Here is a 21,941-nt window from a genome sequence, read left to right as displayed (position 1 = left end):
AGACGATCGCGACGCGGCGGTCGCGACTCGCGCGAGGATAACCGAGGGTGTCCCCGACTAAGGTCGGAGCACGGGAATTACGCTCAACCCGTGATCTCCCCGGTACCGCGCAGGCTGCTGCTCGTCCACGCCCATCCCGACGACGAGAGCATCACCACCGGCGCCACGATCGCACGATACGCCGCCGAAGGCGCCGAGGTGACCGTGGTGACCTGCACGCTCGGTGAGGAAGGCGAGGTCATGGCCGGCCTCGGCGAGCTGGCCGGGCTGGGCGCGTGGGCCGCCGACCAGCTGGGCGGCTACCGCGTCGCGGAGCTGCGGCGCGCGTGCGCCGAGCTGGGGGTGTCACGACATCGTTATCTGGGCGGGATCGGCCGGTGGCGCGATTCGGGCATGGCGGGCACGCCGTCGGCGTCGCACCCGCGGGCGTTCACCGGCGGCAGCGCCGAGGAGCAGGCCGCACAGCTGGCCGAGATCCTCGACGACGTGCGGCCGCAGGTCGTCGTCACGTACGACGCCTTCGGCGGCTACGGCCACCCCGACCACATCCGCGCCCACGAGATCACGATGGCCGCGGCGCCGCGCGCGGAGTCGGTCGCGCGGGTGTTCCACACGGTGACGTCGCGTGACGCCGTCCGGGCCGGCCTGGCCGCGCTGCGTTCCCAGGGCGACACGGCGTTCACCGTGCCGCCGGACGACGAGCTGCCCACGACGCCGGACGAGGAGATCACGACGACGCTCGACGTCGCCGCGTACGTCCCGGCGAAGCTGGCGGCGCTGCGCGCGCACGCGACGCAGCTGGCCGTGGTCGACGGCGCCGTCCCGTACTTCGCGCTGACGAACGAGGTGGCCCAGCCGATCCCGGCACGCGACTCGTTCGTCCTGGCGCACGGCCCGGCCGAGGGCGCCGCGGACGACCTGTTCGGCGGGCTGTGACCGTGCCGGAGCCCCTGACCTGGGACCAGCGGCTGCTCCTGTCGCTGCTCGTGCTCGACACGGTGCTGCTGGCCGTGCTGGAGCTGTTCTTCCTGCCGCTGCGGATCGGCGTCGTGCCGCTGCCGGTGACGGTCGTCGTCGGCGCCGTCACCACGCCGTGGCTGGTGTCGACGACGGCGAAGCTGGTGCGGCCCGGGCTTTCGTGGGTACCCCTGGCGGTGTGGGTGGTCGTCGTGTTCGGGCTCGGCCTGCTGGGCCCGGGCGGCGACCTGGTGCTGATCCAGGATTGGCGGGCTCTGGTGCTGCTCGGCGCGAGCGCGTTGCCGGGCGCGCTGGTGCTCGGCGGCGGGCTGGGCCAGGCGGCGGGAAGGAAACCGGGACGTGGCTGAGGCGATCTCCGACAAGCAGGTCGTGGCGGTGCTGCGGCCGTTCGTGCGGGCGTGCGGGCCGATGCTCGACGCGCTGCGCGAGTCCGACCCGTTCGGCCTGCAGGCGCGCGCGAGCGACGACCTGGCCGAGGTCGAGTCCGGTCTGAAGGCGAAGCTGATCCACGGCGTGACGTCGGTGAAGGTGCCGGGCACGGCGGCGTGGGCGCGGATGACGGGCTACGACCGGTCGAGCTGGTGGATGAACCGGGTGGGGCGCTTCACGGCGCTGCTGACGTCGATCCCGGGCTTGGGCGGCGCGCTGGCCGACCGGCTCCCGGTGCAGGACACGCTGGGGGCGGCGTCGCAGGGGCTGCTGCTGTGCGCGATCGCGGGCGAGTACGGCGTGACGGACGTCGGCACCCGCGTCCGGCTCATCGCGTGGGTGCTGTTCGAGCGCGACATCGACGCGGACCTGGCGGCGGGTAAGCACCCGGAGCACGACGAAGCGGCGGAGGCGGACGAAGCGGCTCGCCTGACCGAGGATTTGACGGCGTCGGAGAAGAAGCACGGCAAGGCGACGATCAAGGCGGCGGGCCGGACGCTGTGGCGGCTGGGCCGCGGACTGCTCGGGATCACCGAGGAGCTGGAGAAGCGGCCGCGCGGGAACTTCCTGCATCGCGCGATCGGCATGTTGCCGGTCGTGGGTGCGGCGGGTGACTACCTCAGTGAGCGGTCGGGGTTGCGCGTGGTCTGGAAGCGGGCGCACGCCTGGCTGACCGAGCACCGCACGTGATCTTCCCGCGCGGTGCCCGGCGCGGACCTCAGTTCCAGAACTGGAAGACGCTGAACCCGATCTGCGCACCGTCCACATAGCCGCCGAAGGCGCCGAAGATCGAGTACGACGCGTCCCACAACGCCGCGTTCGCCGGGCGGAAGAACCACAGGATCGCGAACAGGATGATCGGCGCCCACGGGCGGACCTTGGCGCCGATCTCGCGCGCCTGCGGCGGCAGGTACGGCTCGATCGCGCCCCAGCCGTCGAGGCCCGGGATCGGGAGGATGTTCAACAGGAACGTCACGATCTGCAGCAGCGCCAGGTACGACATCGCGATCACCAGGCCGCCCGCCATCGGGACCAGCGCCACCACCAGCGCCAGCGCCGCGCCGACCGCGAGGTTGCTCAGCGGCCCGGCCAGCGACACCCACGACGACGTCGCGCGGTTGCGCAGCGCGCCCCGGTTGATCCAGACCGCGCCGCCGGGGAGCGGGATGCCGCCGATGATCAGGAAGATCAGCGGCAGGATGATCGACAGGACCGGGTCGGTGTACTTCCGCACGTCCAGCGTCAGGTAACCCTTGTGGGCGACGCTGTAGTCACCGCCGCGGTAGGCGACCATCGCGTGGCCGAACTCGTGCAGCGACAGCGACGCCACCCAGCCGGCGGCGACGAAGATCACGACGCCGGCGATGAGCAGCGGGTCGCGGTCGCGGACGAAAACGGTGTTGATGTCACCGAACGCGGCCATCGCGCCGCCGGCGACGGTGAGCGCGAGGATGCCGAGGAAGACCGGGCTGGGGCGCACTGCTGACTTCTGCACGCTTCCAGTCTTCCGTATGCCCGGTGTGAAGTTACCGGCGTGTCCCCTTGCGCGATCGGGCCCGAAGGTCCCCCGAACTCGCTACTCCGCTTGACCTGACCGCACTACACGGGTGTAATCACAGTGATGTCATTCGTCGCCTAGAGGGGACGGCGAGTGTCGTTTCACCACCGCCAGCCTGGGGAGTGCTAGGGAGCGAGGAGGCGGACGTGCGGTTGGAAGCCGATGGTAAGGAATGGGGGCACGTCATGAGTTGGGGCGAGATCCCGGAGCAGGCTCTGGGAGATCTCACCGAGCTCATCGATGCCACCGAAGAAGAGCAGGATTGGCAGGAACGCGCTCTGTGCGCGCAGACGGACCCGGAGGCGTTCTTCCCCGAGAAGGGCGGTTCCACCCGCGAAGCCAAGCGGATCTGCCTGGGCTGCGAGGTCAAGGACGAGTGCCTTGAGTACGCGCTGGCCCACGACGAGCGCTTCGGCATCTGGGGCGGTCTGTCCGAGCGGGAGCGCCGCAAGCTCAAGAAACGGGCCATCTAGAGGGGGAGTCACCGGTGATGCGTGGCGTCACCGGTGATTCCACGAGGTGAACACGCGTGGGTTCACCACCGGGTGACGGACCGGGGCCGTAGGGTGGCCGCACCGACTCCCCGCCTGAACCGGAGTGTTCGTTGCCCCGCACCGCCGCGCCGCCCGTCCTGCGCACCGCGCCCGTTCTGGCCATTGTGGTCTGTCACAACGGCGAAAACTGGCTACCGCTGGCGCTTTCTTCGTTGCGCCGCAGCACCGTCCGGCCCCGGCACGTGCTCGCCGTCGACACCGGATCCACCGACGCCACCCCGCGGCTGCTCGCCGAAGCGGCCGCCGATCCCGGCCCGGACTCGGCACCCGTACTCTCCGGGGTCATCACACTTTCGAGCGATACCGGCTTCGCCGCCGCGGTCGCCGAAGCCGTCGCGCACGCCACCGAGCGCTGGGGCGACCCCGGCTCATGGCTGTGGCTGCTCCACGACGACTGCGCCCCCGAACCCGACTGCCTCGACGAACTCCTGCGCGTCGCCACGAAAACCCCGTCGGCGACCGTGCTCGGCGCGCTGGGCCTCGACTGGACCGACCCGCGGCTGATCGTCGAAGCCGGCCTCTCCACCGACGCCTCCGGCCACCGCCAGCAGATCGCCGCCCTCGGCGAGGAACCCGCCGAGGTGCTCGCCGTGCCCAGCGCCGGCTCGCTCGTGCGCCGCGACGCCTGGGACGACCTCGGCGGCTTCGACCCCGGATTCCCGTTGCTGCGCGAGGATCTCGACTTCGGCTGGCGCGCCAACGCCGCCGGCGGGCTCGTCCTCTCGGTGCCGACCGCGCGGGTGCGGCACGCGCGCGCCGTCACCACCGGGCAGCGCGCGGCCGACGCCGTCGCCACCCCGCTCGCGGCCGCGAACCGCGCCCACGGGCTGCGCGTCTTCCTCGTGAACTGCTCGCCTTTTTCCTTCTGGCTGGGCATGATCCGGCTCCCGCTGCTGTCCCTCTTACGCGCGCTCGCCTTCTTCCTGCTGCGCCGCACCGGCGAAGCCCGCGCCGAATTCGCCGCGGCGACGTACCTCCTCAGTGGACGCGGCGGATTGCGCGCCGCCCGGGCCCGGCGACGGCGGAATCCGCGGCCGGGCACGGTTCGCGGGCTCTTCACCGGACGCGGGACGCGCTTGCGCAACGCCGTGCGCGCGGGCGTCGTCGGCCTGGTCCGCCGGGGCGTCGAGGAAGACGTCGCGCTCGGCCGCGTGCCCGAGACCGTCGAAACCGAATCCGCGTGGGTGACGCCGGAGGCGCTCGACGCGCGCGAGACCCGGCCGGTCGGGCCGGACGCGTTGCCGGCGGGCGCGCTGCGCGGGCTCAGCTCGCGCGGGTCCGGGCTGCGCAAGCCCGGCACGCTCGTCGCCGTCGCGCTGCCGGAAACCCCGGCGCCCGAGGCGGCCGCCGAAACCGAGGAGCCCGCGGAAGAACCCGAACTCGTCTTCGTCGAGGTGAACCGGCGGCGCGTGCTCGCCGCGACGGTCTTCGCGCCGCCGGTCGTGCTGCTCGTCGTGATGACCGCGCTGGGCCTGGTCGTCAACCGGGCCCGGCTCGGCCTCGACCTCTTCGGCGGCAAGCTGCTGCCGGTCGGCGGGCTGGGCGAACTGTGGTCGTCGTACCTCGCGCCGTGGCACGCGGTCGCGGGCGGCACCGGCGCGCCCGCGTCGGCGACGCTCCCGGTGCTCGGCACGCTCGGCGCGGTGTTCGCGCCGATCGGCGGCCCGGCCGCGCTGGTGGCGATCCTCCTCCTCGGTGACATCCCGCTGGCCGCGCTGAGCGCGTACGCGGCGACGCGCCGGCTGCGCGTGCGCCGCTGGGTCCGCGCGGTCGTCGCCGCGACGTACGCGCTCCTGCCCGCCGCGACCGCCGGCGTCGCGCAGGGCCGGCTCGACGTCGTCGTGGTGCACCTCGCGCTGCCGCTGGTGGCCGCGGGCATCGCCGGGCTGCTGGTCCGCGCGGACACGCGCTGGCTGCACGTCTCCGCGCTGTCGGCGATCGGGGTGGCCGTGCTCGGCGCGTTCTCCCCGCTCGCGCACGGGCTCGCGCTCGCCGGGCTGCTGATCGGCTTCGTCGTGCTGCCGGCGCCGACCGGGCTCGCGCGGCGCATCGCGTCGGTCGGCATCGTGGTGCTGCTGCCGCTGGCGCTGCTGCTGCCGTGGCCGACGGTCCTGCTGCGGCACCCGGAGCTGTTGGTGCAGGGGCTCGGCGGCGCGGCGGCGGCGGTGTCCGGCACCGACCTGGCCGGCCTCGATCCCGGCGGCCCGGGCGCGTGGCCGATCGGCGTCGCGGTGATCGCGGCGGCGCTGATCGCGATCGTCGTCCGCCCGACGAAGCTCGCCGCGGGCGGGCTCGCGCTGGCCGCGCTCGGCGCGGGCGGCCTGGTCCTGGTGCGGCTGGTGACGGCGACGCCGATGCAGGGCGGCGCCGCGGCGCACGGCTACGCGGGCGTGCCGCTGCTGATCGCCGGCGCCGGGCTGCTGTGGGTCGTGCTCGGGTCGTGGCAGCGCGGCGGCTCGGCCGGGGTGCCGTCGCCGTGGCTGCCGAAGGTGTTCGCGGTCGCCGGGGTCGTGGTGTTCCTCGCGCTGGCGGCGGGCGCGGTGGCCGTCGGCGGTCAGGGACCGCTTCGCGCCGGCGAACGGCCTTCGCTCGCGCCGGAGGTTTCGGCCGAGCTCACGGCTTCCGGCCGGTCGATCCTCGACCTGGAGTCCGACGCCACCCGCCAGCTCGGCGGCCGCCTGCCCCACTACGGCGACGACGAACTGGCGCCGACCCCCGGCACCCCGGCGCGGCTGGCGACGTGGCGCCGCGACCTCGGCCAGGGCGACGCGGCGGCGGTCCAGCGGACGTTCGCCGCCGCCGCGGCCGCGGGGGTGCAGTTCGTGGTCCTCCCGGCGGGCGTCGACCCGCAGGCGTACCCACCGCTGGCGAAGGACCTGGTCTCGGTGGCCGCGCCGACGTCCGACGGCCGGGGCGTGCTGCGCCTGCTCCCGCCGGCCGGCCAGGTGATCCTGATCTCGCCGGAGCAGGCCAAGGCGGCGGTGACGGGCGGCGGCGCGCCCGGGAACGCGCCGGGCGTGGCACCGGTCCAGGCGGGGCTGCCGGACGTGCGGGTCCGGGTGTCCGACGGCCCGACCGGCCGGCTGCTGGTCCTGGCGGCGGAGCAGGAAGCGGGCTGGAAGGCTTCGGTGGCGGGAAAGAGCGTGCCGATCGTGCCGGCATGGGGGCACCAGGTGGCGGTGTCGGTGCCCCCGACGTCGTCCGAGGTGACGGTGGAGTTCCCGGGCACGGAACGGAACCTGCTGCTGCTGGCCCAGCTGGCGGCGGTGCTGTTCACGCTGCTGACGGCGGTCCCGGCCCGGCGCCGCTTGCCCCAATAGAGGAGCGAGGTGGTCATCCCGCCGCCTGAGGCCGTCAAATCACTTTGAGCCGGGCCCGCAACGGACTGCCCAAGGCGAGGGAGCATGCCAGGCTTGCGGGCCCGGCTCAAAGTGATAGGCCTCGTCCAGGCGACGGGATGACCACCCCGCGGCCCACGTCCCAAACGAGAGACCGCAGCGAAACGGGTGGCCATCCCAGAGCCTGCCCGTCCGGCGAGGACAGTCTTTTGCTTTTGAGCCGCGGCAGAAAACCCGGCTGTTCGGGTCTGGTGACGTCGTTGGTCGGCTTGCGTTGCCGGCCTCCGGTGCGCAGTGAGCCGCAGCCCAGTGCTACTCGCCTTCGATGACGTCCGGTTCCACGCCGAGGTACCCGGCCACCTGCTCCACTAGCACGTCGTGCACCAGGTCCGCCAGCTCCGACGGGTCCTTCGCGCGCGCCTCCAGCGGCCGCCGGTACAGCACGATCCGGGCCCGCGTCGGCAGCCCCGTGCGGTCCACGCCGGCGGGGACCAGGCGCGACAGCGGTACCGCGCCGTCGTGCAGCACGCCGTCGGATGGCGCCCGGCCGTTCTCGCGGACCTCGGGCACGTCGTCGACCGCCACGTCCAGCTTCGTCAGCTCGTGGCGCCAGCGGGCTTCGATCGGCTCGAGCGCGTCGAGCACCAGCGCGTCGAACCGCTCCGCGCGGCTCGCGGCGGCGGGCAGGGTCGCCGGGTACAGCGTCCCGCGCAGGCCCCGGCCGTGCCGGTCCCGTCGCGAACGCCGCCGCTGTCGGTAGTCACGAGCCGTCGCCACCCCGGAAGTCTATGCGGTCGGCGCGTCCAAGCGCGTGTCGCTCCTACTAGCTTGCGGCGACGCGCTATCGTTTCGGATCGTGCGGAACGTACGGAAGTGTTCGCGTACCGGCTGCCTCGAGCCGGCTGTGGCCACGCTGACGTATGCCTACAGCGACTCCACCGCCGTCGTCGGCCCCCTCGCCACCGCTTCCGAGCCGCACTCGTACGACCTCTGCGAAGCCCACGCGCTCCGGCTGACCGTCCCCAAGGGCTGGGAAGTCGTCCGGCACGAAGGCGCCTTCGCCGCGCCGGACCCGTCGGCCGACGAGCTGACCGCGCTGGCCGAGGCCGTGCGCGAGGCCGGCCGCCCCGGCAAACCGGCCCCCGCGCCCGAGCCGGAGGGCCCGTCCGGGCGCCGCGGCCACCTGCGGGTCCTCCCCGGTCGCGCCTGAACGCGTAACCCACCTGCGCCGCCGGTAGGCTTTCCGCGCGGCGCAGCGGGCGCCGGGACGACTATTCGCGGGGAGACGGCGTGCCAGACCTTTCGGGCATCGTGAAGGCCTACGACATTCGCGGCGTGGTCGGCGAGCAGCTCGACGCGGACCTCGTCCGCGACTTCGGCGCCGCGTTCGCCCTGCTCATCAAGCCGGAAGCGCCCTCGGTGGTGATCGGGCACGACATGCGGGACTCGTCGCCGGGGCTGGCGGCGGCCTTCGCCGAGGGCGTCACCTCGCAGGGCCTCGACGTCGTGAGCATCGGGCTGGCCAGCACCGACCAGCTGTACTTCGCCTCGGGTTCGCTGAACCTGCCGGGCGCGATGTTCACCGCGAGCCACAACCCGGCCAAGTACAACGGCATCAAGATGTGCCGCGCGGGCGCGTCCCCGGTCGGCCAGGACACCGGGCTCGCCGAGATCCGCGACACCGTCGAGCAGGGGGTGCCCAGCTTCGAAGGCCAGCGCGGCACCGTGAGCGAGCGGGACGTCCTCGCCGACTACGCCGCCTACCTGCGCAACCTCGTCGACCTGTCGGGCAGCCGGCCGCTGAAGATCGTCGTCGACGCCGGCAACGGCATGGGCGGGCACACCGTCCCGACCGTCTTCGACGGGCTGCCGATCGAGGTCGTGCCGATGTACTTCGAGCTCGACGGCAGCTTCCCGAACCACGAAGCCAACCCGCTCGACCCGAAGAACATCGTCGACCTGCAGGCGAAGGTGCGCGAGGTCGGCGCCGACGCCGGGGTGGCCTTCGACGGCGACGCCGACCGCTGCTTCATCGTCGACGAGCGCGGCGAGCCGGTTTCGCCGAGCGCGATCACCGCGCTGGTCGCCGTGCGCGAGCTGGCGAAGGACCCGGGCGGCACGATCATCCACAACCTGATCACGTCCAAGGGCGTGCCGGAGATCGTCGCCGAGCACGGCGGCAAGCCGGTCCGCACCCGCGTCGGCCACTCGTTCATCAAGGCCGAGATGGCCCGCACCGGCGCCATCTTCGGCGGCGAGCACTCCGCGCACTACTACTTCCGCGACTTCTGGCGCGCCGACACCGGCATGCTGGCGGCGTTGCACGTGCTCGCCGCCCTCGGCGAGCAGAGCGGTCCGCTGAGCGAGCTGACCAGCGCGTACTCGCGCTACGCGGCTTCGGGTGAGATCAACTCCACAGTCGACGACCAGGTCGCGAAGATGATGGCCGTCAAGGACACCTTCGGCACCCGGTCCGGCGTCGAGCTCGACGAGCTGGACGGCCTGACCGTGCAGCTGCCGGGCGGCGCCTGGTTCAACCTGCGCCCGTCGAACACCGAACCGCTGCTCCGGCTGAACGTCGAAGCCGCGAACGCCGAGGCCGTGCAGGGCCTGGTGGACGAAGTGCTCGCGATCATCCGCAACTGACCGTCCACGGTGAAGGGCGCAACCGTGTCCGGAAGGTGCCCTTCACCACACCCCTCTGCGTGGTATGGAGGAACCATGGCCATCACGCTCGACGCCCAGCTCCTCGAGATCCTGGCGTGCCCGTCGCCCGATCACGCCCCGCTGCGTCCCGGAGCGCCGGACGACCCCGAGGCCGACGCGCTGACGTGCACCGAGTGCGGCCGGGTGTACCCGGTCCGCGACGGGATCCCGGTCCTGCTCCTCGACGAGGCCACCGTGCCCGGGAACTCCGATGCCGACAGTGCTTGACGACACCCTGCTGGACGACCCCGCGCGGCTGGCCGAGGCCGACAGCGCGGGACTGCTCCGGGCCGCCGCGATGGCGGGCGCCCAGGTGCGCGCGACCGCCGAACTGGCCGCCGAGCTGGAGCTGTCCGAGCGGCTCGACATGGGCCGGCCGCGCGCCGTCGTGCTGATCGACCGGCCGGGCGTGAGCCGGACGCTCACCCGGCTGCTCGCGGCGCTGCTGGCGCCGTCGTGCCCGGTCCCGGTCGTCGTCGCCGAGGTGGTGCCGAGCTGGATCGGCGCGCTCGACGTCGTCTTCGCGCACACCGACGACCCCGGTGACCGCGAGCTCGCCGCGTCGCTGGAGCGCGCCGCGCGCTACGGCGCCTCGGTGGTGCTCTCGGCGCCGGCGGAAGGTCCGGTCGCGGCCGCTGTCGCGGGCAAGGGTGTGCTGCTCGCGCCGCGGATCCCGGTGCCGCCGGAGCTGGCGTTCCCGCGTGGCCTGGCCGCCGGGCTGCTCACCGCGAACGCGCTGGGCCTGCTGATCTCCGACGTCCAGGTGCTGGCCGACCAGCTCGACCTGGAGGCCGAGAAGGACTATCTGGCCCGGGACTCGTTCGCGAACCCGGCCAAGGCGCTCGCGCTGCGGGTCGCCGACCGCGTGCCGCTGCTGTGGGGCCTGGACCCGGTCGCGGTCGCCGTCGGCGAGCACGCTGCGCACGCGTTCGCCGCCCATGCGGCTACGGTGTGCGACGTCGAGGACTATCGTCAGGCTCTTGCGCGTCCCGCGTTGCGGCGGGCCGCGCAATCGAGTGGCGCGGAGCGTGACATCTTCGCCGATCCGGACGATCCATCAGGTGACATCCCGACCCGGGTGCTGCTCCTCTCGGTGCGGACCGGTCCGGCCACGGACGCGGCGCGCTACCAGGCCGAGGATCTGCTGCCGGGCGCGGACGTCATCGCACCCGCTGAGGAGATCGAGGCGGACGAAATCGTGCGGGCCGCGGTGCTGGCGCTGCGGTTCGAACTGGCGGCGGTCTATCTCGGGCTGGCGGCGGGCAGCATCGGCGGCGCGGGCCGCTTCGCGCCCGCGACGGCGTGAGACCCGCCGAGCACCGGCCCCGGCCGGCGCCGAAGGAGTGGAGTTGAGGTGACAGTGGAGCTGCTGCGCAACGCGGTGCGGCCCTACGCCTGGGGATCGCGGACGGCGATCCCCGAGCTGCTGGGCCGGCCGGTACCCGCGCCGCACCCCGAGGCCGAGCTGTGGATGGGCGCCCACCCGGGTGACCCGTCGCACGTCATCGGCCCCGACGGGACCGAGCGGAGCCTGCTCGAGCTGGTGGACGCCGACCCGGTGACCCAGCTCGGCGAGCGGTGCGCTAAGCGGTGGGGCGGGCGGCTGCCGTTCCTGCTGAAGATCCTCGCGGCCGAGGAGCCGCTGTCGATGCAGGCGCACCCGTCGGCGGCGCAGGCCGCGGAGGGGCACGCCCGCGAGGAGAAGCTGGGCATCCCGCGCGACGCGGCCAACCGCAACTACCCGGACCCGACGGCGAAGCCGGAGCTGGTCTGCGCGCTGACGGAGTTCCACGCGCTGGCCGGGTTCCGCGAGCCGGACCGCACGGTGAAGCTGCTGAAGGCGATCGAGACGCCCGGGCTGGCGAAGTACACGGGGCTGCTGGAGGCGCAGCCGGATCCGGACGGGCTGCGGGCGCTGTTCACGACGTGGATCACGCTGCCGCAGCCGTCGCTGGACTCGCTGCTGCCGGAGGTGCTCGACGCGTGCGTCCGGCACGTCCAGGAGCACGGCGAATTCGCGGTCGAGTGCCGGACGATCCTGGAGCTCGGCGAGGCGCACCCGCGCGACGCGGGCGTGCTGGCGGCGTTGCTGCTGAACCGCCTGACGCTGCGCGCGGGCGAGGCGATCTACCTGCCGGCCGGCAACCTGCACCTCTACCTGCACGGCACGGCCGTGGAGATCCTGGCGAACTCGGACAACATCCTGCGGTGCGGGCTGACGCCGAAGCACGTGGACGTGCCGGAGCTGCTGCGCGTGGTCGACTTCGCGTGCGGCGAGATGCCGGTCCAGTGCGGCGACGGCGGCGACCGCCTTTCGGTGTACCGGACGGACGCGCCGGAGTTCGAGCTTTCGCGCGTCGAGTGGGCACCGGGCCAGGACGACGAGATCTCGGTCGACAGCGCGGGCCCGCAGATCCTGCTGTGCACGGCGGGCGACCTGCTGGTGACGGCCGACGACGGCGAGAAGGTCGAGCTGCGGCGGGGTCAGTCGGTGTGGCTGCCGGCGGCGGACCCACCCGTCCACGTGCGCCCGCTGGGCGGCGAGCGGGCGCAGCTGTTCCGGGCGACCGCGGGAACCTGCGAGGACTGACTTCCGCGCGGTTCTGTGTGCGTTCCGTGTGGTGCTCTTCTCCACTATCGCTCGTAGGGGTGGTTGTTAGGCCCCGTCGTGTCGATTTTCGAGGAGAACGAGCTTGTGACTTCCTATCCCGATGCCGCGACCGGGCTGCCCCGGCCTGCCCCGGTCGCGGCACCGTCCCGGCCCGGAGCGCTGCCGGCGCTGGTGGGGGTGGCCGTGCTGTCGGCGCTGGCGGCGATCGTCGACGGGGTCCTGTACTTCGTCGGCGGCCGTGACATGGCGCTGGACGTCTCGGCGCAGACGATCGCGTCGATCACGGGAGCGTCGGCGGACTCGGTGAAGGCCGAGGGCGGCGCCCTCCTGCAGGCGGCCGCGGACGAGGTGCAGAGCACCCTCCAGGTCCGCGGCGCGCTGGCCATCTTCTTCGGCGTGGTGCTGCTGGTGTGGGGACTGCTGGCGCTGCGGGGAGCGGCGTGGGTGCGGGTGCTGCTGACGCTGGCGGCGCTGGCCAACGCGGGGGTGGCGTTGCGGCTGGCGACGGACATCGAGGGCGGAACGGCGGCGATCCGCGGAGTGGCGTGGCTGGTGCTGGCGACGGGGCTGGTCGCCGTGGTGCTGTCGTGGCTGCCGGCGGTCAACCGGTACGCGAAGGCCCGCAAGGGTCAGTAGGCCCCCTGGGGGTGACGCCGGTCGCGGGGCCCGGCGTCCGTGGGCTTGGGGTGGTGCCGTGAGGGGGCGGCACCACCCCGTTTCGGTGACTGGATCTGCGCGTGGATTGGGAGGGACGCGGCGGCAGCTGCGGCGGTCAAAAAGGGAGGGCAGCGGAGACCCAAGTTCGGTGAGGGCGAGGGGCACTCACCGAAGCAGCCGTGAGCCAAGCCTCAAGCGGGCTCGGTCAGCGCCAGCAACGCCCGCCTCACCGCCGCCGCGCTCGCGTCTCGTGGGTCTGCCAGCTCGTCCGCCTCCGCGGTCGCCTCCACCGCCCCAGCCGTGTCGCCCACCGCTTCGCATGCCCGGGCGAGGACCAGCCACGTCAACCCCGTCGCCGACCGGCCGCCCATCGCACGGAACTCCGTCAAACACCCTCGCAGCACCGGGATCGCCTCCGCCGCGCGGCCTTCGCCGATCCAGCTCGCCGCGATCGCCCGCGTGCACGACAACTCGCGGGGACGCTCGTCGAGGTCGCGTGCCAGCGCCCGGGCTTCCTCGAACGCCGCCGTCGCGCGGGATCTGGCTCCCGTTGCCGCCGCGATCGCTCCCAGCGTCCGCAACGACTTCGCCAACGCCGACCGCGCCACCGTCCTGCGCAGCAGCTCCACCGACTCCGCGATCGCCGACGCCGCCTCGACGTCCGAGCCCGTCAGCAGCGACGACCACGCGAACCCGTGCAGTGCCATGCCGATCCGGCGCGGGTCACCCGTCGCGCGGGCCGCCGCCAACGCCAGCTCGTCCACCTCGTGCGCGTCCGTCACCCGGCCCAGCCGCAGCAGCGCCGCCGATTCCGCCGCCCGGACCAGGTGCGCTTCCTGTTGACCGTCCACAATGAACAGTTCGCGGGACTCCGCCGCCGTCTGCAACGCCTCTTCGGCGCGGCCCAGCCCGATCAAGCAGTGCGCCAGGTTCGCCAAAACCCACGCGTGCGTACGCCGGTCGCCACTCGCCTCGAGCTCCTTCGCGCACGAGCGGTACGCCGACGCCGCCTCCAGGTACTGCCCGCGCGCGTGCCGCAGGAGGGCCAAGTTCGCCTCCGCGATCACCGCCGTCGCGCGGTCGTCCGCGGCCGCCAGCACCGTTTCGCACGCCGCGCGCATGTCCGCGTAGTGCCCGTGCAGGTATAAGTACACGCTCAGCTTGTCCAGCAGCAGCAACGCTTCCCGCGCACCGAGCGAGCCGATCAGCCGCATGAGGTTCGCGCGCTCGGCCGAAAACCAGTCCTCCGGACGCTCCAGCAGCCGTGACACCAACGCGTCCGGCAACGGCTGCGGCAACGGCGAATGCGCCACCGCCGGCATCGGCACCGTGCGCGGCAGCCGGGCCGCGGCCGCGTCGGCGAGCGCGAGGGTCGCCGCCAGCACCGTCGAAGAGCCACCTTCGACAGCCGGCCCCTCCGCCGCGTAAAGCCGGACGAGGTCGTGCATCCGGTACCGGCCCTCGCCCGTCGCGTCCGGTCCGCGCGCCTCCAGCAGACTCGCTTCGACGAGCTCTTCGACCGCTTCGTCGGCGTCCGGGGTGCCGATGAGCGTCGTGACCGCCCACGCCGGCAGGTCGGCCAGCCGGCACCGCCCCAGCAGCCGGAACGCGCGCCGCGCCGGGGGCCGCAGCCCTTCGTGGCTCAGCGCGATGCTGCTCCGGACGGCCAGGTCGCTCACGGTCAGCTCGTCGAGCCGGCGGACCTCGTCCTCCAGCCGGTCGGCCAGCTCGCCCAGCCGCAGGTGCGGGCGGATCGCCAGCCTGCTGCCGGCGATCCGCAAGGCCAGTGGCAGCCGCGCGCACGCCGCGATGATCCGGCCCGCGTCCGCGCGCTCGCGGGTCACGCGCGCCCCGGCGAGGCGGTTCAGCAGCTCGGCCGCTTCGTCGTCGGACAGCGGGCCGAGGGCCAGCCGGTGCGCGCCCGCCAGCCCGCTCAGCCGCTGCCGGCTGGTCACCAGCACCGCACAGCCCGGCGTACCCGGCAGCAGGGCGCGGACGTGCTCGGGGTCGCCGGCGTCGTCGAGCACCACCAGCACCCGCCGGTCGGCCAGCCTGCCGCGGAACACCGCCGCGCGGGCGCGGACGTCGTCCGGGACCGCCGGGCCGGGGACGCCGAGCGCGCGCAGCAGGTCGGCCAGCACCTCGCCGATTTCGCGGCCGCTCAGCGGCACGTACAGCTGGCCGTCCGGGAACCGCGCTCGCAGCCGGTGCGCGGCGCGGACGGCCAGGGTGCTCTTGCCCGCGCCCGGTTCGCCGGTGAGCACGGCCACCGGGACGCCGGTGTCGCGGCCCAGCACGCCGGTCAGCTCGGCCAGTTCGGCGTCGCGGCCGGTGAAGTCCGCGATGTCCGGCGGCAGCTGGCACACCGGCCAGACCGGCGGCGGCATCCGCGGCACCGGATCCTCACCGCGCAGGACGGCGGCGTGCACCCGGCGGGCTTCGGCGCCCGGTTCGACGCCGAGCTCCTCGATCAGCGTCGTCCGCAGCCGCCGGTAGATCTCCAGCGAGTCGGCCTGCCGCCCGGCCCGGTGCAGCGCGATCATCAGCTGCGCGGCCAGCCGTTCGCGCAGCGGGTGCTCGGTGATCATGGCCTGCAGTTCGCCGGTCAGCTCGCCGTGGCGTCCCGCGGTGAGCTCGGCGTCGACGCAGTCCTCGAACACGGCGAGCCGCTCGGACTCCAGCCGCGCGACGTCGGCGTCGAGCCGCGGGACGTGCAGCCCGGCCAGCACCGGCCCGCGCCACTGCGCGAGCGCCCGCCGGTAGTGCCGCGACGCGGTGACGGCGTCCCCGGCCCGCTGCCCGTCCGCGACGGCCGCCCGGAAGGCGAGCAGGTCGAGCTCGTCCGGTTCGACGCGCAGCCGGTAGCCGGGCGGCCCGTGGTCGACGCGCAGGCCGTCGATCCGCTCGCGCAGCCGCGAGAGGTAGGTGTGCAGGTTCGACGCGTAGGACTTCGGCGGCTGCTCCGGCCACAGCGCTTCGACCAGCACGTCGACGTGGACGTGCTGGTTGGCGTTGAGCAGCAGCACGGCCAGCAGCGTGCGCTGCCGGTCGCCGCGCAGCGTGACCCAGTGCCCCGGCGGCCCCTCGACGGCGAGCGGCCCGAGCACGCCGAAGTGAGCCATGTCCACCTTCCCCAGTGCCGGAGCGGTCACCGTAGCGAAGGGATCCGACAGAAACCGGGGGGTTCGCCCGTAACCCGGGCGGGCACGGCCAAGCCGGACGCGCCCCATTAGGCTCCACCCGGACATACAGGACCTACCAGGGGAGCGGTCGTGTCAGCTGGAGGCGGAACCAAGGCGATCATCGCCGCGCTCGGGGCGAACGCCGGGATCGCGGCCGCGAAGTTCGTCGGCTTCCTCGTCACCGGGTCGTCGTCGATGCTCGCGGAGTCCGTGCACTCGCTGGCCGACACCACGAACCAGGGCCTGCTGCTGCTCGGCCAGAAGACGTCGAAGCGCGCGGCCGACAAGGAACACCCCTTCGGCTACGGCCGCGACCGGTACTTCTACTCCTTCATCGTCGCCCTGATGCTCTTCACGCTCGGCGCCGCGTTCGCGATCTACGAAGGCATCCACAAGATCGGGCACCCCGAGCCGCTCGAGTCGCCGATCGTCGCCGTGATCATCCTCCTCGTCGCCGTCGGCCTCGAGGGCTACAGCTTCTACACCGCCATCGGCGAGTCGAAGAAGATCAAGGGCGACGCCACCTGGTGGGGCTTCATCCGCCAGGCCAAGGAACCCGAGCTCCCCGTCGTCCTCCTGGAGGACGCCGGCGCGCTGCTCGGCCTGGTACTGGCGCTGTTCGGCGTCGGGTTGTCCGTCGTCACCGGCGACCCGGTCTGGGACGGCGTCGGCACCCTCGCCATCGGCGCGCTGCTCGGCGTCATCGCGATCATCCTGATCGTCGAGATGAAGAGCCTGCTCATCGGCGAAGGCGCCAACGAGCCGATGCTCGCGACGATCGTCGACGAACTGGCCGCGGGCAAGGTCGAGCGGGTCATCCACATCCGCACCCAGTACCTGGGCCCGGACGAGCTGCTCGTCGCGGCGAAGCTCGCGATGGTGCCCGGCCTCGACACCGCCGAGCTGGCCACGGCCATCGACGACGCCGAAGCGCGCGTCCGCGCCAAGGTGCCCGTCGCGAAGCTGATCTACCTCGAACCGGACCTCGACCGCAGCCTCGCCAAGTAGGTCTCCTCGCTCGGCGAGCCGTCACGCGTCTGACCCGATAGGGTGACCTACCGCGATACATGCAGGCCAGCCGCAGGGAGGTCAACGGTGCCCGGAACGGGATTGTGGCGCACTAAATCCATCGAGCAGTCCATTTCGGACACCGATGAGCCGGACACCAAGCTCCGGCGGAACCTGAGCGCGTGGGACCTCACGGTCTTCGGGGTCGCGGTCGTCATCGGCGCCGGCATCTTCACGCTCACCGCGCGCACGGCCGGTGACTACGCCGGCCCGTCGGTCTCGCTGGCCTTCGTCTTCGCCGCGATCGCCTGCGCACTGGCGGCGCTGTGCTACGCGGAATTCGCGTCGACCGTGCCGGTCGCGGGCAGCGCGTACACGTTCTCCTACGCCACTTTCGGCGAGTTCATGGCGTGGATCATCGGCTGGGACCTGATCCTGGAGCTCGCCGTCGGCGCGGCCGCGGTGTCGAAGGGCTGGTCGGTCTACCTCGAGACGGTGCTCGGCTACCTCTTCGGCAAGGGCACCAAGACGACGTTCGACATCGGCAGCGTGACCGTCGACTGGGGGGCGCTGCTCGTCGTGGCGGTCCTGACGACGCTGCTGGCGGTCGGCACGAAGCTGTCTTCGCGGGTCTCGATGGTGATCACCGGCATCAAGGTCGCCGTCGTGCTGTTCGTGATCATCCTCGGCATCTTCTACATCAAGGGCGCCAACTACTCGCCGTACATCCCGCCGGGCTCGACCGGCGGCTCGGGCGAGACCGGCGTCGACCAGTCGCTGTTCTCGCTGATCGCGGGCGGGGCGAGCAGCTCGTTCGGCGTCTTCGGCCTGCTGGCCGGTGCTTCGCTGGTGTTCTTCGCGTTCATCGGTTTCGACATCGTCGCGACCACCGCCGAAGAGACGAAGAACCCGCAGAAGGCCGTCCCGCGCGGGATCATGGGCTCGCTGGCGATCGTCACCGTGCTGTACGTCGCGGTGTCGCTGGTGGTCGTCGGCATGACGTCGTACAAGGACCTGGCCACCTCGGCGGGCGACGGCAGCCACAAGACGCTCGCCACGGCGTTCGCCGCGAACGGCGTCGACTGGGCGGCCAACATCATCTCCTTCGGCGCGCTGGCCGGCCTGACCACCGTCGTCATGGTGCTGATGCTCGGCCAGGTCCGGATCATCTACGCGATGTCGCGCGACGGCCTGATGCCGCGCGGCCTGGCCAAGACCGGCGAGCACGGCACGCCGAAGCGCGCGACGCTGATCGTCGGTGGCCTGGTCGCCCTCGCGGCCGGCTTCTTCCCGGCGGACAAGCTCGAAGAGATGGTCAACGTCGGGACGCTGTTCGCTTTCGTTCTGGTCTCGGCGGGCGTGCTGGTCCTGCGCCGGACGCGGCCCGACCTGCCGCGCGCGTTCAAGGTGCCGCTGGTGCCGCTGATCCCGATCCTGGCGATCCTCGCGTGCCTGTGGCTGATGCTGAACCTGACCGTGCTGACGTGGCTGCGGTTCGTCGCCTGGATGGTCGTCGGCGTGCTGATCTACTTCGCCTACAGCCGGCGGCACTCGCTGCTCGGCAAGCGGCAGGCCGAAGGGCTCGACGAGCCCGTCAAGGCACCCGAGGCGTAGCAACCCGCAACCGCCCCGCCGACCTGGTCAGCAGGTCGGCGGGGCTTTTTAGCGGGAACTTCACACCAGGCGATCTTGCTGTTCGTGCCGATAAGGGGACCCCGTGTAGCAGGGGAAGTGACGTGCGATACCTTTCGATCCTTCGCGCACCACTGACGGGTGAATTACAGCAGCGTGATTCGCACGTTCGGTGGCGCCGCGACCCCCCAGATTTCGCAAGTGCTCTCTTCCCGCCGGTACAGGAGTTCTGAATGCGCAGACGTACCTTCCGCGGCGCCGTCGCGATCATGGCGCTGACCACCGCTGCTCTCATCGGCACCGCCGGCTCCGCGCTGGCGTGCGTCCCCGGTGACGACCGTGCCGAAGGCACCGTGGGCAACGCCACGAAGTGCTCCGACATCGGTCTGGGCAAGGCCATCGACGTGAGCGACCTCCTCGAGGTCACCGGTGGCACGAACAAGGACCAGTACCTGACCGTCAAGAGCGTCCCCAAGGGCGTCACGGTCGCCGCGATCGTGGTCAAGGGCGGCAACGAGTACAACACGTACCGCCCGGGCAAGAAGGGCCTGCCGGCCACCCCGCCGTGGGAGAAGCTGCACGCCCCGATGGTCGGCAAGAACTTCCAGAACGTGCCGGCCATCAGCCACTGGTTCGCCTGCGGCAGCAAGACGGAGACCCCGCCGGAGTCCACCGTCACGACGAAGCCGACCAAGCCGACCGAGACCACGAAGCCGAGCGCTCCGGCCTCCTCGGAGACCACGGTCGCGCCGACCAGCACCACGGGTGCGGCCGTCGTGCCGGCGGGCAACGAGTCCGGCACCGGCGGTGGCCTGGCCAACACCGGTTTCGACAACATGTGGCTCGTCTGGATCGCGGCCCTGCTGATCCTCGGCGGCGGCGGCCTGCTCGCGCTGCTGAAGTTCCGTCGCAAGGCTTCCGAGTGAAGCTGAGCTAGCTCGCGGTCGAAGGCCCCTCGCTCCGGCGAGGGGCCTTCACTGTTTCGAGGGGAAGTCCCCGAAGAGCAGGCCCTGCTCACCGACCGACGGCTTGCCGAGCCCGGCCGCCATCGCGACGGCGTGGTCCCACTCCGCGTCGACCACGTAGTCCTGGTGCTTGAGCACGCCCGGCGCCCAGCGGTGCCGGCCGGTCGGGCCGCGCAGCGGGTCCGGCAGCCAGTGGTCGCCGCCGAGGATGAGGACGCCGTTCTCGTCGGCCCGCGCCTTCAGCGGCCCGGAGCCGCCCTCGGGCTGGAACCCGACACCGAAGAGCTGCCGGTCGGAGACCTCGTGGCGCCACGTCGTCACGCCGCCGCCGAAGATGTCGGTGCCGCGGCAGAGGGCGCGCCACCGGCCGTCCAGGTCGGCGAAGAGCGTCTCGAGCGCTTCCTGGGGGAGCAGCGCCGGGAAGGCGCGCTGGTAGCCCCACTGCAGCGGTGAGCCCGCGGTGAGCACGCCGACGCGTTCGAGGTCCGCTTCCGGCAGTTCGGCCGCGAGCCGCGCGGCGGCCATGACCGTCAGCAGGCTGCCGAGGTTGTAGCCGGAGAGCACCACCCGCGTCCCCGGTTCGGCGAGGTGCTCGCGCGCCCGCGCGGCCAGTTCCGGGACGACCTTCAGCGCGTAGCAGGGCGGCACGGTCGGGTGCGCGGCCCGCGGCCAGAAGCAGACGAGGTCGGCGAGCGCGCCGAGGTGCCGGCTGCGCTGCGGCGTCCGCGCGGCCGTGTAGACGACGCGCAGCAGGCCCGCGGCCAGCGCGCCGAGCGCGACCACGCCGATCGCGGACAGTGGCCCGAACCAGCCGGGGACCAGCCCGAACCCGAACCGCAGCACCAGCAGCGCCGCGCCGCCCGCGGACATCGCGCTGGCGACCGTCAGCGCCAGGTGGTGCAGGTGCCGCCGTTCCCACGCCGAGCGCGCCCACGCCGCCGCGGCCTGGGCTTCCTGCCGCTCGTCGTGCTCCATCAGCGTGACGATCTCCGGGACGCCCCGCCGCAGCCGGCGCAGCGGGACGGCGACCGCGAAGCCCAGCACGCCGAGCACCGCCGCCAGCGCCAGCCCGGCGCCCCACAGCACGGTGACCAGCAGGTACGTGTCGGGCACCCGCAGGAATTCGGCCCCGGAAAGCCGCCGGACGGCTTCGGCGAGGCCGGCGCCGAACCCGCCGCCGAGCAGCCCGGCCAGCGCGAGCACCGGCGCGGCCGCCCAGCCGCCGAGCCACGGCCGCAGCCGGCGCGGCTTGTGCTCCCAGCCGGGCCGGGCCAGCAGCGCGGCCGGGAGCAGGAACAGCGCGAACAGGACCGTGACGGCGACCAGGGCCGCGCCGAGCCCTTCGACGACGCCGTTGGTGCCCGGCAGCGGGCCGGTGCCGGGCCGCAACCGGACCGCGGCCAGGACGACGAGCACCACGGCCAGCCCGATCACGCCGGGCCGGGCGAACCGCCCGGTGTCGACGCCGATCGCGGCGGCGACGACCGTCGCGACGACCAGCGCCAGCGTCACGATCCAGACCACCAGGTCGAAGCCGTTCCCCGGCACCCGGAACGGCCCGCCGAGCAGCAGCAGGGCGACCGAGGCCAGCGCCGCGACGGTGTGCAGGCAGCGCAGCGCCGGCGTCTCCGGGTCGGCGCGCATCCGCAGCGGCCCCCCGGTCAGGTCGCCGTCGGCGTGCACCGCCCAGGTCGCACTCGAAATCCGGTGCAGGACGAAGATCACGAGCAGCAGGGGCAGCACGCCGACCGCGATCCGCGCGGGCACCGAGCGCAGGACGTCGGGGATCGCGGGCAGGCAGCCCGACCCGGGCGCGAGGCACTGCGCGGCGAACAGGTCGAGCGCGATCGTCGCGAGCTGGCCCATCAGCAGCATGGTCAGCAGCAGCGCGCTCACGCGCAGCAGGCCGCGGCACACGGCGCCGAGCACGTGCGCGAGGCGGCGGTCCGGCGGGGCGGGTGGCAGCATCCAGAACGCGACGTTGGCCAGGGAGAACGGGAACAGGAGCGCCCAGGTCGCCTTCGCGGCGCCCCCGGACGTCATGCCGCTCCAGAGGTAGCCTTCGAGGGTCCGCGGGATCGACCGGCCCAGCGCCGGCAGCACGGGCCCGGGCGCGGGCCGCCGCAGCCGGTCCGCCGGGCGGATCACGCGGCCCAGCCCGTCGCCGGCGACGTCGACGGTCGAAACCGCGTCGAGCAGCGTCTCCCCGCTGGTGCCGACCAGGCCGGCGACGCGGATTTCGACGACGCGGGTGTCCGGGCCGGGCATGGGCACGGTGCAGGCCTCCTACGCGATCCTAGGGAAGGTCGAGCGGACAACGGTA

Annotated in this window: 18 protein-coding genes; 14 read left to right on the top strand and 4 right to left on the bottom strand. The window is 73.0% G+C overall.

The genetic code is table 11. The features are described from left to right. Positions 1-90: 90 nt before the first annotated feature. From mshB to ABFJ78_RS44040, 3 genes are read left to right on the top strand one after another with little or no spacing between them, the layout of a single operon-like run. Entirely contained in the window at positions 91-936 is an 846-nt protein-coding gene (gene mshB / locus ABFJ78_RS44050; RefSeq protein ID WP_436393398.1) for an N-acetyl-1-D-myo-inositol-2-amino-2-deoxy-alpha-D-glucopyranoside deacetylase, read from the top strand. Continuing rightward, a complete protein-coding gene (locus ABFJ78_RS44045) occupies positions 933-1,325 on the top strand; it encodes a hypothetical protein (RefSeq protein ID WP_436393397.1) in 393 nt (130 codons plus the stop codon). The genes mshB and ABFJ78_RS44045 overlap by 4 nt, the downstream gene beginning before the upstream one ends. Beyond that, positions 1,318-2,097, top strand: coding sequence for a hypothetical protein (locus tag ABFJ78_RS44040; RefSeq protein WP_436393396.1), 780 nt, complete (start codon positions 1,318-1,320; stop codon positions 2,095-2,097). Before ABFJ78_RS44045 ends, ABFJ78_RS44040 begins: the two co-directional genes overlap by 8 nt. Before the next feature lie 28 nt (positions 2,098-2,125). On the opposite strand, the gene ABFJ78_RS44035 is transcribed toward ABFJ78_RS44040, so the two are convergent. Further along, the gene (locus tag ABFJ78_RS44035; RefSeq protein WP_436393494.1) at positions 2,126-2,887 is read right to left on the bottom strand and encodes a site-2 protease family protein; all 762 of its coding nucleotides are present in this window, start codon (positions 2,885-2,887) and stop codon (positions 2,126-2,128) included. A 263-nt stretch (positions 2,888-3,150) separates the two neighbouring features. On the opposite strand from ABFJ78_RS44035, the gene ABFJ78_RS44030 reads away from it, so the two are divergent. Together ABFJ78_RS44030 and ABFJ78_RS44025 are read left to right on the top strand one after the other, a co-directional pair. Beyond that, on the top strand, positions 3,151-3,438 hold the full coding sequence (locus ABFJ78_RS44030; RefSeq protein ID WP_167379630.1) for a WhiB family transcriptional regulator: 288 nt from the start codon (positions 3,151-3,153) through the stop codon (positions 3,436-3,438). A 131-nt stretch (positions 3,439-3,569) separates the two neighbouring features. Then, positions 3,570-6,839 (top strand): glycosyltransferase, encoded by a 3,270-nt coding sequence (locus tag ABFJ78_RS44025; RefSeq protein ID WP_436393395.1) that lies wholly within the window; start codon positions 3,570-3,572, stop codon positions 6,837-6,839. A gap of 330 nt (positions 6,840-7,169) precedes the next feature. Here ABFJ78_RS44025 and ABFJ78_RS44020 read toward each other — a convergent pair whose 3' ends face one another. Next, positions 7,170-7,634, bottom strand: coding sequence for a metallopeptidase family protein (locus ABFJ78_RS44020; RefSeq protein ID WP_364384953.1), 465 nt, complete (start codon positions 7,632-7,634; stop codon positions 7,170-7,172). A gap of 79 nt (positions 7,635-7,713) precedes the next feature. Here ABFJ78_RS44020 and ABFJ78_RS44015 point away from each other — a divergent pair, with 79 nt between their 5' ends. From ABFJ78_RS44015 to ABFJ78_RS43990, 6 genes are all read left to right on the top strand, one after another. After that, the gene (locus ABFJ78_RS44015; protein WP_086677666.1) at positions 7,714-8,067 is read left to right on the top strand and encodes a DUF3499 domain-containing protein; all 354 of its coding nucleotides are present in this window, start codon (positions 7,714-7,716) and stop codon (positions 8,065-8,067) included. Between the two features lie 80 nt (positions 8,068-8,147). Continuing rightward, a complete protein-coding gene (locus ABFJ78_RS44010; protein ID WP_436393394.1) occupies positions 8,148-9,503 on the top strand; it encodes a phosphomannomutase/phosphoglucomutase in 1,356 nt (451 codons plus the stop codon). Positions 9,504-9,578: 75 nt separating this feature from the next. Then, positions 9,579-9,791: a Trm112 family protein gene (locus ABFJ78_RS44005; protein WP_285458791.1), complete on the top strand. Its 213-nt coding sequence runs from the start codon at positions 9,579-9,581 to the stop codon at positions 9,789-9,791. Beyond that, entirely contained in the window at positions 9,775-10,869 is a 1,095-nt protein-coding gene (locus ABFJ78_RS44000; RefSeq protein ID WP_436393393.1) for a hypothetical protein, read from the top strand. Before ABFJ78_RS44005 ends, ABFJ78_RS44000 begins: the two co-directional genes overlap by 17 nt. Positions 10,870-10,923: 54 nt before the next feature. After that, positions 10,924-12,153, top strand: coding sequence for a mannose-6-phosphate isomerase, class I (gene manA / locus ABFJ78_RS43995; protein ID WP_436393493.1), 1,230 nt, complete (start codon positions 10,924-10,926; stop codon positions 12,151-12,153). Positions 12,154-12,258: 105 nt separating this feature from the next. Continuing rightward, entirely contained in the window at positions 12,259-12,810 is a 552-nt protein-coding gene (locus ABFJ78_RS43990; protein WP_436393392.1) for a hypothetical protein, read from the top strand. A gap of 212 nt (positions 12,811-13,022) precedes the next feature. On the opposite strand, the gene ABFJ78_RS43985 is transcribed toward ABFJ78_RS43990, so the two are convergent. Beyond that, entirely contained in the window at positions 13,023-15,953 is a 2,931-nt protein-coding gene (locus ABFJ78_RS43985; RefSeq protein WP_436393391.1) for a BTAD domain-containing putative transcriptional regulator, read from the bottom strand. Positions 15,954-16,103: 150 nt separating this feature from the next. Between ABFJ78_RS43985 and ABFJ78_RS43980 the strand changes: the two genes are divergently transcribed. From ABFJ78_RS43980 to ABFJ78_RS43970, 3 genes are all read left to right on the top strand, one after another. Next, positions 16,104-17,021, top strand: coding sequence for a cation diffusion facilitator family transporter (locus ABFJ78_RS43980; RefSeq protein WP_436393390.1), 918 nt, complete (start codon positions 16,104-16,106; stop codon positions 17,019-17,021). Between the two features lie 87 nt (positions 17,022-17,108). Further along, positions 17,109-18,635: an amino acid permease gene (locus tag ABFJ78_RS43975; RefSeq protein WP_436393389.1), complete on the top strand. Its 1,527-nt coding sequence runs from the start codon at positions 17,109-17,111 to the stop codon at positions 18,633-18,635. 251 nt (positions 18,636-18,886) lie between these two features. Further along, positions 18,887-19,579, top strand: coding sequence for an LPXTG cell wall anchor domain-containing protein (locus ABFJ78_RS43970; RefSeq protein ID WP_436393388.1), 693 nt, complete (start codon positions 18,887-18,889; stop codon positions 19,577-19,579). Positions 19,580-19,627: 48 nt separating this feature from the next. Here the strand turns inward: ABFJ78_RS43970 and ABFJ78_RS43965 are convergent, their stop codons facing one another. Then, positions 19,628-21,886 (bottom strand): hypothetical protein, encoded by a 2,259-nt coding sequence (locus tag ABFJ78_RS43965; protein ID WP_436393492.1) that lies wholly within the window; start codon positions 21,884-21,886, stop codon positions 19,628-19,630. Positions 21,887-21,941: the final 55 nt, after the last annotated feature.

The sequence above is a fragment of the Amycolatopsis sp. MEPSY49 genome (assembly GCF_051337345.1).
Lineage (GTDB): Bacteria > Actinomycetota > Actinomycetes > Mycobacteriales > Pseudonocardiaceae > Amycolatopsis.
The sequence above is the reverse complement of the archived record's forward strand: the minus strand, read 5'-3'. Positions and strand labels throughout refer to the sequence as shown.

Excerpts from the sequence above, each read along its gene's own strand:
- ABFJ78_RS44030 (WP_167379630.1), top strand. The coding sequence starts at position 3,151 with ATGAGTTGGGGCGAGATCCCGGAGCAGGCTCTGGGAGATCTCACCGAG.
- ABFJ78_RS44005 (WP_285458791.1), top strand. The coding sequence starts at position 9,579 with ATGGCCATCACGCTCGACGCCCAGCTCCTCGAGATCCTGGCGTGCCCG.
- ABFJ78_RS44000 (WP_436393393.1), top strand. The coding sequence starts at position 9,775 with ATGCCGACAGTGCTTGACGACACCCTGCTGGACGACCCCGCGCGGCTG.
- ABFJ78_RS43985 (WP_436393391.1), bottom strand. The coding sequence starts at position 15,953 with ATGGCTCACTTCGGCGTGCTCGGGCCGCTCGCCGTCGAGGGGCCGCCG.
- ABFJ78_RS43970 (WP_436393388.1), top strand. The coding sequence starts at position 18,887 with ATGCGCAGACGTACCTTCCGCGGCGCCGTCGCGATCATGGCGCTGACC.
- ABFJ78_RS43965 (WP_436393492.1), bottom strand. The coding sequence starts at position 21,886 with ATGCCCGGCCCGGACACCCGCGTCGTCGAAATCCGCGTCGCCGGCCTG.